The organism is Brevibacterium rongguiense, assembly GCF_009857845.1.
GTDB classification, from domain to species: Bacteria; Actinomycetota; Actinomycetes; order Actinomycetales; family Brevibacteriaceae; genus Brevibacterium; species Brevibacterium rongguiense.
This window is the reverse complement of sequence record NZ_WWEQ01000077.1, coordinates 1-11,555: the sequence shown is the minus strand read 5'-3', so window position 1 is coordinate 11,555 and position 11,555 is coordinate 1. Positions and strand designations below refer to the sequence as shown.

General features: G+C 74.7%; 12 protein-coding genes. 7 read left to right on the top strand and 5 right to left on the bottom strand.

Annotated features, from left to right (window positions below):
* Nucleotides 1-413 precede the first annotated feature (413 nt).
* On the bottom strand, nt 414-1,259 hold the full coding sequence (locus GSY69_RS12665) for a PHP domain-containing protein (protein ID WP_160954205.1): 846 nt from the start codon (nt 1,257-1,259) through the stop codon (nt 414-416).
* 103 nt (nt 1,260-1,362) lie between these two features.
* On the opposite strand from GSY69_RS12665, the gene GSY69_RS12660 reads away from it, so the two are divergent.
* Nucleotides 1,363-2,961: an aminopeptidase P family protein gene (locus GSY69_RS12660; RefSeq protein WP_160954204.1), complete on the top strand. Its 1,599-nt coding sequence runs from the start codon at nt 1,363-1,365 to the stop codon at nt 2,959-2,961.
* Nucleotides 2,961-4,178 carry a P1 family peptidase gene (locus GSY69_RS12655; protein WP_160954203.1) on the top strand — a complete coding sequence of 406 codons (1,218 nt, stop codon included), beginning with the start codon at nt 2,961-2,963 and terminating at the stop codon, nt 4,176-4,178. Before GSY69_RS12660 ends, GSY69_RS12655 begins: the two co-directional genes overlap by 1 nt.
* Nucleotides 4,179-4,392: 214 nt before the next feature.
* Here GSY69_RS12655 and GSY69_RS12650 read toward each other — a convergent pair whose 3' ends face one another.
* Nucleotides 4,393-4,857: a general stress protein gene (locus GSY69_RS12650; RefSeq protein WP_160954202.1), complete on the bottom strand. Its 465-nt coding sequence runs from the start codon at nt 4,855-4,857 to the stop codon at nt 4,393-4,395.
* Nucleotides 4,858-5,073: 216 nt separating this feature from the next.
* Between GSY69_RS12650 and GSY69_RS12645 the strand changes: the two genes are divergently transcribed.
* The 3 genes from GSY69_RS12645 to GSY69_RS12635 are packed head-to-tail and all read left to right on the top strand — an operon-like array spanning nt 5,074 to nt 8,204.
* A complete protein-coding gene (locus GSY69_RS12645) occupies nt 5,074-6,351 on the top strand; it encodes a magnesium transporter MgtE N-terminal domain-containing protein (protein ID WP_160954201.1) in 1,278 nt (425 codons plus the stop codon).
* Nucleotides 6,344-7,069, top strand: coding sequence for a DUF1003 domain-containing protein (locus tag GSY69_RS12640; RefSeq protein ID WP_235936544.1), 726 nt, complete (start codon nt 6,344-6,346; stop codon nt 7,067-7,069). The genes GSY69_RS12645 and GSY69_RS12640 overlap by 8 nt, the downstream gene beginning before the upstream one ends.
* A 7-nt stretch (nt 7,070-7,076) precedes the next feature.
* On the top strand, nt 7,077-8,204 hold the full coding sequence (locus tag GSY69_RS12635) for an Mrp/NBP35 family ATP-binding protein (protein ID WP_160954200.1): 1,128 nt from the start codon (nt 7,077-7,079) through the stop codon (nt 8,202-8,204).
* 28 nt (nt 8,205-8,232) lie between these two features.
* Here the strand turns inward: GSY69_RS12635 and GSY69_RS12630 are convergent, their stop codons facing one another.
* Entirely contained in the window at nt 8,233-8,664 is a 432-nt protein-coding gene (locus tag GSY69_RS12630) for a twin-arginine translocase TatA/TatE family subunit (protein WP_235936543.1), read from the bottom strand.
* 120 nt (nt 8,665-8,784) lie between these two features.
* Between GSY69_RS12630 and GSY69_RS12625 the strand changes: the two genes are divergently transcribed.
* Together GSY69_RS12625 and GSY69_RS12620 are read left to right on the top strand one after the other, a co-directional pair.
* A complete protein-coding gene (locus GSY69_RS12625) occupies nt 8,785-9,180 on the top strand; it encodes an MGMT family protein (protein ID WP_160954198.1) in 396 nt (131 codons plus the stop codon).
* Between the two features lie 47 nt (nt 9,181-9,227).
* The gene (locus GSY69_RS12620) at nt 9,228-9,863 is read left to right on the top strand and encodes an O-methyltransferase (RefSeq protein WP_160954197.1); all 636 of its coding nucleotides are present in this window, start codon (nt 9,228-9,230) and stop codon (nt 9,861-9,863) included.
* Between the two features lie 97 nt (nt 9,864-9,960).
* On the opposite strand, the gene GSY69_RS12615 is transcribed toward GSY69_RS12620, so the two are convergent.
* Together GSY69_RS12615 and GSY69_RS12610 are read right to left on the bottom strand one after the other, a co-directional pair.
* A complete protein-coding gene (locus GSY69_RS12615) occupies nt 9,961-10,131 on the bottom strand; it encodes a DUF3117 domain-containing protein (RefSeq protein ID WP_160954196.1) in 171 nt (56 codons plus the stop codon).
* A gap of 126 nt (nt 10,132-10,257) precedes the next feature.
* Nucleotides 10,258-11,555 (bottom strand): hypothetical protein (locus GSY69_RS12610; protein ID WP_160954195.1); only part of this gene is annotated, 1,298 nt, incomplete at its 5' end.

Here is an 11,555-nt window from a genome sequence, read left to right as displayed (position 1 = left end):
GGCGCCGCCGCCGGGGCGGCCGCGGCCGCGGGGCCGGCCAGGGCGGCGGCGAGCAGGGTGGCTCGGCCCAGGCCGGGTCCGACCAGGGCTGAGCCCGGGGCACCGAACGCACCCAGGGGCGCGCACTCAGCGGAGTGCGCGCCCCTGTGTCGTGAACCGGCCGCGTCATGGACGGGCTGTGCCATGGGCGGTGAACGGCTCATGGGAGGGCTGTGCCATGGGGGGGTAGCCGCGTCGTGGGAGGGCCGTGCATCGTAGGTGGGCTGCGCTGTGCGGGGCCTGCATCCTGGCGGCGCGTGTCTTTCGGGGGCGCGTGTCTTTCGGGGGCCCGTGTCTTGTGGGGACATGGCGCAGTTGGGCAGCCCTCAGCCTGACCCCAGCTCAGCGCCTCGGCCCGGCACCAGGGCAGCGCCTCAGCCCGGCAGGAAGTCGCTGCCCGACGCCCGCTCGACGAGCGCGGCGAGCTGCTCGGGCGCCGTGGAGTGCTCGCCCAGCCGGTTGGGCTTGCCCGCCCCGTGGTAGTCGCTCGAGCCCGTGGTGAGGAGCCCGTTGTCGGCTGCGATCGCGCGCAGCCGTTCCCGCGCCTCGGGCGGGTTGTCCCGGTGGTCGACCTCGAGTCCGTCGAGTCCGGCTGCGATCATCTGCGCGAAGCCCTCCCGGGGCACCACGCGCCCGCGGCTGGCGGCCATGGGATGGGCGAAGACGGAGACGCCGCCCGCCTCGCGGACCATGCGGATGGCGTCGACCGGGGAGATCGTGGGCAGCGAGACGTAGTACTTCGAGGCGCCGGAGAGGATCTGCGCGAACGCCGCCGAGCGGTCGGGCACGACGCCGGCGGCCACGAGCGCGTCCGCCAGGTGCGGGCGCCCGATCGTCGCGCCGTCGCCCGCCTGGGCGCGCACGCCCTCCCACGTGATCGGGAAGTCCTCGGCCAGCCGCTCGGCCATCGTGCGGGTGCGCCGCAGCCGGGCCTCGCGCGCGGCGTCGGCCGTCGCGGTGAGCTCCGCCCCCCGCGGATCGTGGAGGTAGGACAGGAGATGGACGCTGATGCCTTCCCAGCGGCACGAGACCTCCATGCCGCGCAGCAGCCCCACGCCGTGCTCGCGGGCCGCGCGGGCGGACTCGTCCCAGCCGCTGACCGTGTCGTGGTCCGTGAGCCCCAGCACCGCGATCCCGGAGGCCGCCGCATCGGCGATCAGCTCCGCCGGCGCCTGCGTGCCGTCCGAGCGCCGCGAATGGGTGTGGGCATCGATCGTCATGCGCCGAGTCTAGCCAGGCGGCTCGCGGCCGGCGCCGCTCCCCGCGCCGTGGCCCGCTCCCGTGGCCCGCTCCCGTGTCACTCCCGGGTCCTAGACTGACACCATGTCCAACCCAGAGACCCCCGCGACGCCCGAGCCCATCGACCCCAGTGCCGCCGCTCCCCCGGCCGCCGGCGAGCCCGAGCTGGATGAGCGCGTGAACAACCGCTCCCGCCGGCCCGCCTCGGCCGCGTTCCGCGACTTCGTGGCGGCGGGCTGGGACACCTCGGCACAGGAGGCCGAGCCGCTGGCCGCGGCGGCCTTCACGCCCGCCCGCCGCGCCGCCGTGTCCGCGCGCTTCCCCGGCGAGCGCATCGTCGTGCCCGCGGGCCCGCTCAAGGTCCGCTCGAACGACACGGACTACCGGTTCCGCGCGCACTCCGCGTTCATCCACCTCACCGGCCTGGAGACGGACTCGGAGCCGGACTCGGTGCTCGTCATGGAGCCCACCGACGACGGCCACGAGGCGACCTTCTACTTCCGCCCGCGCGCCGGCTTCGACACGGAGGAGTTCTTCTCCGATTCGCGCTACGGCGAGTACTGGGTGGGCCCGCGCGATGACCTGCGCACGATGTCCGTGCGCACCGGCATCGCCTGCCGCGACAGCGCCGAGGCGCCCGAGGCCATCGCGAAGGACCTCGGCTCGATCTCCGTGCGCCTCGTCCGCGCGGCCGACGAGGCCGTCCAGACCCAGGTCGACGAGGCGCGCGCACAGGTCCAGGCCGACCTCGAGGCCGCGCGGGCCGGCGATGACGAGCTCGCGGAGTTCCTCTCCGAGCTGCGCCTCATCAAGGACAGCCACGAGGTCGACGCGCTGCGCGAGGCCGTGGCCATCACCCGCGAGGGCTTCGACCGCGTCGTGGCCGCGCTGCCGGCCGCGCTGGCGGACGAGCGCGGCGAGCGGGTCATCGAGACGGCGTTCGAGACCGCCGCGCGCACGGCGGGCAACGGGGTCGGCTACGACACGATCGCCGCGGCCGGCGACCACGCGTGCACCCTGCACTGGATCAAGAACACCGGGCGGGTGAGCCCGGGCGACCTCGTCCTCGTCGACGCGGGCGCGGAGGCGGACTCGCTCTACACGGCCGATGTCACCCGCACCCTGCCGGTCGACGGCACGTTCACGCCCGTGCAGGCGAAGGTCTACGATGCCGTGCTCGAGGCGGCCGATGCCGCGTTCGCCCGCGCCGCCGAGCACGCCACGCGCCCGGTGATCTTCGCCGAGGTGCACGATGCGGCGATGGAGGTCCTCGCCCACCGGCTCGAGGAGTTCGGCCTGCTGCCGGTCACCGCAGAGCAGGCGCTGAGCCCCGAGGGCCAGCAGCACCGGCGCTGGATGGTCCACGGCACCAGCCACCACCTGGGCCTCGATGTGCACGACTGCGCGCAGGCCCGCGCGGACATGTACCTGGGCGCGCGCCTGGAGCCCGGCATGGTCTTCACGATCGAGCCCGGACTGTACTTCAAGGCCGCGGACCTCCTCATCCCGGCGGAGTTCCGCGGGATCGGCGTGCGCATCGAGGACGACGTCCTCGTCACCCCCGACGGGGTGGAGAACCTCTCCGCCGCCTTCCCGCGCACCCGCGCCGAGGTCGAGGCGTGGGTGCGCGGGGCCGGGCGCGCGGGTTCCACGGCCGCAGGCTCGGCTGCGGCGCGGGCCTGATGCCACTGCCGCCGCAGGGCCGCCTGGCCCGGGGCGCCGGGCTGGGAGCCGTCCCCGGTGTGCGGCTGGGCCTGTGGGGCAGTGTCGAGGCGCTGACCGGGGTCGCCGTCGTCCTGCCCCCGCCGGGCACCGCCGCCGGCGTCGATGTGCGCGGCGGTGGGCCCGCCAGCCGTGAGACTGCGATCCTGGCCCCCGGCACGCTCGAGTACGGGGCGGACGCGGTGGTCCTCACGGGAGGCTCTGCGTTCGGACTGGCCGCGGCCGGCGGTGTGCAGGCGGGTCTGGCCGAGCAGGGCATCGGCTGCCCCTCCGGCGCCGGGCTGCGCGTGCCGATCGTGCCCGCCGCGGCGATCTTCGACCTGGGCCGGGCCGACGGCGCGCCCCATCCGCCCGGTGAGGCCGAGGGCCGCGCGGCGCTTGACGATGCCCTCGAGCCCGCGGGCGGGCGCCAACCGGTGCGCGGCAGTGCGGGCCCCGGCCTGGGCGCCTGGACCGGGCGCGGGGTCAGCCGCGGGGGCCTGGGCCAGGCGGCCGTGACGACCCCGGCCGGCCACACGGTCGCAGCCCTCGTCGTGGCCAATCCCATGGGCACGGTGCTCGGCGCCGATGGCGGGCTCCACGCAGCCTCCGCGCTCGCCGGCTACGGGGTCGAGCTGCCGCGGGTCGATCCCCGCGCGGTGCGCGAGCTGCTCACCGGCGCGGGCGCCGCACCCGGGGCCCCTGCCGCCACGGCGGGCGGGGCTGCACCGCCCGGGGCTGGGCGGTCGAGCGCGCCGCCAGCGACCGCGGGACCGCTCAACACCACGATCGCCTGCCTCGTCACGGACGCGGCTCTCACCGACGCCCAGGCCACTCGCCTTGCCGCCTCCGCGCACGCCGGCATCGCGCGGGCCGTGTGGCCCTCGCACACGCTCTTCGACGGCGACACGGTGTTCGCCCTCGCGCTGGGCTCGCAGCCCCTGCCGGCCGGGCCGGCCGCGGGCGAGGCGCTGGCGCTGCTCAACATCGCCGCCGCCGATGCCCTGAGCGCGGCGATCGTCGACGCGGTGCTCTGCGCGGACGACGGGCCCGAGCCCGGCGGCTCGGCCGGCGCCGGGCACCGGGAGGACCGAGCGCGCCGGGAAGCGGAGGGGGCCGACTCCCCCGCTGCGCCGCGTCCGCCGGCGCTGGCCTCGGTGTTCCCGGAGCTCGCGCGGGCCTGGCGCGCCGTCGACTGAGCCCCGGCCGGGCATGACCGACCCGGCACGCGGCGGACGCGCCGCGGACCCGCACTCAGCCGGTGCTCGTCCAGTGGATGCCCGCCATCGGCGGATGCGCGCCAGGTGAGCGCGGCGCGTGCGGGCTCTGCCCTGCTCGAACTCATGCCGGCCCAGAAGAGTGCGCGTGACCGGTGCGCGCGCCCAGCGCTGCGCGCCCTCGGTGCGCGTGCGCTCAGTGCGTGCCGAGCAGCAGCCGCGCCTCGGCGGCCCGGGCGGGGGCGCACACGATGTCGTAGCGCCCGGCGAGCACCTGCGGCCGGCCGGCCACGGAGCCCCGGCGGCCCGCCTGCCAGCGCATGAGCAGGCCCCAGATGATGCCGATGCCCACGCCGATGAGCAGGGCGGGCAGCAGTCCGCCGGAGGTGAGCGACTGGTCCCCGCCCAGCAGCGCCATGATGAGGCCCAGGAACAGGCCCAGCCACGCCCCGGACAGCGCGCCGGAGCCGGCCGCCGCAGCCCAGCTGCGCAGGCCCTCCATCGACTCGACGATCGCGACGTCGGAGCCGACGATCGTAAGCGCGCTGACGTCGAAGTCGCGCTCGGCCAGCCGCGCGACGGCGGCGCGCGCTTCCTCGTGCTTCGAGTACGAGGCGATCGTCTCCCCGCGGGGGACTTCCGTGATGGGCTGCTTGGGCATGGGCCCAGCCTAGCCGCCGGGCACGGCACGGCCCGCCCAGCGGGCGCCCGCGCCCACCGCGGCGGTGCGGCGGGCGCCCGGGTCCCGGTCGCAAACCTCCACGTCAGGGCCGCAGAATTCGGCCGCAGAAGTCCGCTCCATGGGGCCCCGGTGAGGCGCCCGTCACGGCGTGGACACCGCTGCCGGGCGCACCCCGCGCTGGCGTAGGCTGTCCGGGTGAGCACTGCAGACCGAGTCTTCGTCGCACGCCTGGCCTCCACAGCGGTCTTCGACCCGCTGGGCGACCAGGTGGGGCGCGTGCGCGATGTCGTCATCGTCTACCGCGCCACGATGCGGCTGCCCCCGAAGGCGATCGGCCTCGTCGTCGAGGTCCCCGGCCGCCGCCGCGTCTTCGTCCCCATGGGCCGTGTGACCAGCATCGATGCGGGCGCCGTCATCACCACGGGCCTGGTGAACATGCGCCGGTTCGAGCAGCGCTCCTCGGAGACCCTCGTGATGAACGACCTGCTGGGCCGCAAGGTCGTGCTGCGCGACTCCGGCGCGGAGGTCACGATCGAAGACGTCGCGATCGAGCAGCAGCCCAACCGCGAGTGGGAGGTGGGCCGCCTCTTCGTGCGCCGCGTCACGGGCAAGACGGCGTTCGGCTTCCGCAAGCGCGGCGAGTCCAGCCAGGTGGACTGGGTGGATGTCGACCACCCCGTCGACTCGACCGTCGACCAGGACGCCTCCCAGCTCATCGCCGCCTACCAGGACACGAAGCCCGCCGACCTCGCCGATGTGCTGCGCGAGATGAGCCCCAAGCGCCGCCTCGAGGTGGCCCGCGAGCTCAACACCGAGCGGCTGGCCGACGTGCTCGAGGAGCTGCCGGAGGAGACGAGCATCGAGATCGTCTCCGGCCTGGAGATGGACCGCGCGGCCGAGGTGCTCGAGGAGATGCAGCCCGACGACGCGGCGGACCTCCTGGGCGAGCTCGACGACGAGCGCGCCGAGGAGCTGCTCCAGGCCATGGACGCGGACGAGGCGAAGGACGTCCGCACACTGCTCGCCTACGACGAGGACACCGCCGGTGGCCTCATGACCACCGAGCCCGTCATCCTCTCCCCGGAAACGACGGTCGCCGAGGCGCTCGCCCACGTCCGGCGCGAGGACCTGCCCACCGCACTGGCTGCGGCGGTGTTCGTGTGCCGCCAGCCCCTCGAGCCGCCCACCGGGAAGTACCTGGGCGTCGTGCACATCCAGGCCCTGCTGCGCGTGCCGCCCACGGAGGCGGTCGGGAGTATCATCGACGACGAATTCGAGCCGCTGGGCTCGGACGCCACGATCGCCGAGGTCTCGAAGACGCTGGCCGCCTACAACCTCGTCTCGGTGCCCGTGGTCGACGACAACGACCACCTCGTGGGCGTCGTCACGGTCGACGACGTGCTCGACGAGCTCCTGCCCGAGGACTGGCGCTCGAACCGCTCCGATGAGGCCGAGGAGGTGCGCCATGGCTGAGAAGGACAGGAAGGCCGCCGGGCCGCTGGACACCCCGCGCGTGTCCAAGCGGCGGCTGCCCGTCATGGGCATGCCCAACGACTTCTTCGGCACGGCCGCCGAGGCCATCGCCCGGTTCATGGGCACCCCCGTCTTCCTCGCCTGGATGACGGTGATCTGCGCGCTGTGGCTGGGCTGGAACACGCTGGCCCCGGAGAGCATGCAGTTCGACCCCCGCGCGCTCAACTTCACGCTGCTCACGCTCATCCTGTCGCTGCAGGCCTCCTACGCGGCGCCCCTGCTGCTGCTGGCGGACAACCGCGCCGCCGACCGCGACCGGGTGGAGTTCGAGAACGACCGCCACCGCGATGAGCGCCACCTGGCCGACACCGAGTACCTCATGCGCGAGGTCTCGAGCCTGCGCATCGCGATGCGCGACATGGCCACCCGCGACTTCATCCGCTCGGAGCTCAAGGACCTCCTCGAGGAGATGGAGGAGGCGCGCGCCCGGGACCCGGAGGCCGCACCCGCGTCCGGGGACGGCCCCAAGGCCGCACAGCCCAAGGCCGCACAGCCCAAGGCCGCACAGTTCAAGACCGGCCAGGCCAAGACCCCACAGGCCCAGGCCGGCCAAGCCAAGGGCGGCGGGTCCACGGGCGACCAGCCGCAGGGCGACCGGTCCCAGTCCGGCCGGCCCGGAGCCGCCGGCGCCCCCGCTCGCCCCGCCCCGGAGCACTGAGAGGCCCATGCCCCACCCCACCGAGGACGCCGTCCGCGAGGCTCTCGCGGGCGTCATCGACCCGGAGATCCGCCGCAGCATCGTCGAGCTCGACATGGTCGAGTCCATCGACATCGCCGCCGACGGCCACGTGAGCGTCACCGTGCTGCTCACGGTGGCCGGCTGCCCGCTCAAGGACACGATCACCCGCGACACCGAGGCCGCGGTGACCCGCGTGCCCGGGGTCACCGGGGTCTCGGTGTCCCTGGGCGCGATGACGCCGGAGCAGCGCGCTCAGATGCGCGAGAGGCTCCAGGGGCCGGGCCGGGCGCGCGAGATCCCGTTCGCCCGCAAGGACTCGCTCACGCGCGCCTACGCGGTGGCCTCGGGCAAGGGCGGGGTGGGCAAGTCGACGGTGACCGCGAACCTCGCGGCGGCCTTCGCCCGCCGCGGGCTGCGCGTGGGCGTCGTCGACGCGGACATCTACGGCTTCTCGATCCCGGGCATGATGGGCCTGGCGGGACAGCCCACGAAGGTCGACGAGATGATCCTGCCCCAGGTGGGCCACGGGGTGAAGGTCATGAGCATCGGCATGTTCGTCGAACCGGGCCAGGCCATCGTGTGGCGCGGGCCGATGCTCCACCGGGCCCTCCAGCAGTTCCTCACGGACGTCTTCTGGGGCGATCTCGACATCCTCCTGCTCGACCTGCCCCCGGGCACCGGCGACATCGCGATCAGCGTCTCGCAGCTGCTGCCGGGCTCCGAGCTCCTCGTCGTCACGACCCCGCAGCAGGCCGCGGCCGCCGTCGCCGAGCGCGCGGGGGCCATCTCCAAGCAGACGGAGCAGCGGGTCGCCGGGGTCATCGAGAACATGTCGTGGCTCGAGCTGCCGGACGGCACGACGATGGACGTGTTCGGCTCCGGCGGCGGTGACCGGGTCGCGGCGAACCTCAGCGAGATCCTCGAGGCGCCGATCGACGTGCTCGGCCGGATCCCGCTCGACCCGCCCGTGCGGGAGGGCTCCGACGCCGGCGTGCCCGCCGTGCTCGCGAGCCCCGAGGCGCCGGCCGCGCGGGCGCTCGACGCGATCGCCGGCCGGCTCGCCTCCCGCGGGCGGGGCCTGGCCGGTATGCGCCTGGGCCTGCTCCCCGAGTAGCCGGCCGATGGGCGGTGGGCGTGCGCGCCTACGTCGCCTCGGGATCGAAGGGGGCGGGGCGGTCGGCCTCGCGCAGCTTCGCCTGCCGGGCGTGGCGCTGGACCGGGGTGATGGGCTCCTCCCGCTGCGCTCCGGCGCTCGGCGAGCCCGCGTCCGCGGAGCCCGCACCGGAGGCATGGGAGCCCGAGGCGGTGGGCGCGCCGTCGTCCTCGGCGAGGGCCTCGCGCACGATCCGGCGGGGATCGTACTGGCGCGGGTCGAGCTTGCGCCAGTCGACGTCCTTGAAGTCGTCGCCGAAGTCCTCCTGCACGCTGCGCTTGGCCTCCTCGGCCTTGCCGCGCAGCATCTTGACGAGGTCGCGCAGCTTCTGCGCGTACTCGGGCATCCGCTTGGGGCCGATGACCACGAGCGCAACGACGACGAGTATGAGGAACTCGGTGCCGTTGATGTTGAGGAACATGGATTCCATTCTAGGCCCGTGCCCGGCTCCGCGGTGCCGGCGCCTGCGGGTGTGCCACAATCGCGGCCATGACCACTCCCCCGACAGCCGGCCGCTGGGCCGCCCCGGCGGGCACCCGCCGTGGATGATCTGCGCGTCGAGCGCGTGCTGCGCTGCGTCGAATGCGTCCCGCCCGGGCGGGCGGCGCCGTACTCGATGATCGGGCGCATCACCGGCGAGTCCGCTCGGGCGGTGGGCCGCGTCATGTCGCTCTACGGCTCGAACGTGGCGTGGTGGCGCGTGACGAACGTCGCCGGCGCCCTGCCTCCGCAGCTGCTGGCCCGCGCGGGCGCCCACTGGGACGCCGAGGCGCTGCCCCACACGGCCGCGGGCGCCGACCTGGCACGCTGCCTGGCCGACGAGGACGAGCTGCGCGCGCGCTGGGCCGCGCGCGTGCGCGGCCTGGCCGAGGGTGAGTGCGCGGGCGACAGTGCCCCCGGCGCCGCCGCGGGGACCTCCGGGGTGCCGGTAGACTGATCCGGCTGGGCACCCCCGCCCCGCCGACCCCGTGCGAAGGAGGCTCCTTGGCCCGCGACCTTGCCGCCGCCGCGCAGTACGCGGACCGCTTCAACGCCTCCGAGGCCGTCGAGGATGCCGCCCGTTCGCTCGCCGCGGACTATCAGATCGCGCCGCTGCCTCCCACGTCGACGGCCCTGCTGCGGATGCTCGTGGCGCTGGCCAAGCCCACCGCGGCGATCGAGGTGGGCACCGGCACGGGGGTGTCGACCCTGGCCCTGCTCGACGCGATGCCGCCGTCGGGGATCCTCACGAGCATCGACATCGACCCCGATCGGCAGGCGGCCGCCCGCGAGCTCGCGCAGGTCGCCGGCCACCGGCCCCACCGGGTGCGGATGATCACGGGGCGCGGCGAGCAGGTGATCTCCCGGCTCGCCCCGCGCGCCTACGAGTGCGTCTTCCTCGACTCCGAGCCCGCAGGCTATGACCGCCTCGTCCCCCTCGCCCTCGAGCGGCTCAGCCCGGGAGGGCTGCTCGTCGTCAACGACGTGCTCGCCGCCGGGGCGGTCCCGAACCCCGCCGATCGCAGCCCCCGCGCCCGCACCCTGCGCGGGGTGCTGCGCGAGCTCGAGACCGCGGCCCCCGCCGGCCTGCGCGTCCTCACGCCCGTCGATGCCGGGCTGCTCGCGCTCATCCGCCCGTAGCGGCCAGCGCCGCGGCAGGGGCCCACAACGGCGCCGAGCCCGGCCCCCGCGCAGCGGGAACCGGGCTCGGGCCGCGCGCTGCGCGCGCGGCGGGGCATCACTTGCCGATCGCGGCGCCCAGCGTGTCGTACAGGTCGCCGGCTTCGTCCGGGCTGATCTCGATGACGAGGCGCCCGCCGCCCTCGACGGGGAGCCGGAGGACCAGTCCGCGACCTTCCTTGGTCACCTCGAGGGGCCCGTCGCCGGTGCGCGGTTTCTGAGCTGCCATGAAACGTCGTTCCTTCCGGTGTGCCGATGTGTACCGCTCAATTATCCACCATCGCGGCCCCGATCACACTTCGGCCCGCCCGAGGGGTCCGCGAAGCACCGCGCGCTGCGCCCCGCGGGCGCCGGCTCACGGCGGGAAGTCCGCGGGCGGGGTGAACTTCCACAGGTAGGCGACCCAGACGATCTGAAAGACGATCGAGGCGGTGAGGATCGCGAATCGCGCCGTCCACGACCGGGACTGGGCGAGGATGAGCGCAAAGGGGAACATGGGCAGCATGAGGCGCAGGGTGGAGGTCTGGGGCGTGAAGAACAGCAGCAGGTAGACGCCGTAGGCCAGGGTGAACTGCCGGCACACGCGGCCCATCGCGGCGCCGGCCGGGCTGAGGATCGCGCCGACGAACAGCGCGACCGTGACGAGGAGCAGGGGGATGCCGAAGCCGCCGACGAGGCCCTCGGCGCGGTCCACCCACTGGAGGAGGATCTTCGAGTGGCCGGTCCAGGCGGCCTCCGTGTCCGTGTAGGCGGTGGGCGATCCCGTCGCGATCCACGCATAGGCGGGCTGGATGAGCGCGGCGGCGCACGAGCCCACGCCCAGCGCCCACGAGCGCACGACCTCGGCGGGCGGATACGGGTCCGTCCGCCGGCGCCGGATGCGGCCGATGAGGTGGACGAGCATGAAGAACGAGAACGCGACGCCGATCGGCCGGCTGAGGTCGAGCAGGACGACGATCGGCAGGGCGAGCAGGTAGCGCCGCCGCACGACGAGCAGCAGCGCCGCCGCGAGCAGCATGAGCGTGAGCGCCTCGGCATAGCCGGTCATGAGGACGGGCGAGGCCGGGAACGTGAAGACGAAGGCCAGGCCCGTCAGCGCGCGGCCCGGGCTCGAGTGCAGTCGGAACAGGTGGAGGATGAGGATCGCGGCGATCGCGGCGAAGACCATCGAGAGGATGGGCGAGATGACCCGGTAGTCCAGCGGCAGCAGGAACTGCACATCGCGCACGAGCAGCGGGTGCAGCGGGTAGAAGGCCCACTGGTTCTGCGCGACGTCGCCGGTCTCCGTGAGCGGCAGCTGCGAGGGGTACCACTCGTCGGCGATGCGCTGGTACCAGCCCGCGTCCCAGAAGTTGAGGAAGTCGTTCAGCGAGGTGGTCGCGCCGGTGGTCCAGGGCGAGGCGACCTGGGTGCGGACCACCGCGCCCATGATCCCCAGCGTGAGGATGCGGGTGACGAGGTAGACGGCCAGCGCCTGCAGCCAGACGGGCAGCAGGAGCATCTGGCGCGCGGCGGCGTTGAGGCCGGGGCGCGAGAGGAAGCCGGGCAGGTGGGGCTGCGCGACGTCGGCGGCGGTCGTCGCCGCCGTGTGGGCGGCCGTGCCGGCCGTGTGCGCGGCGGCCGTGCGCTCGGTCGGCCGCTCACCGCCGGCTG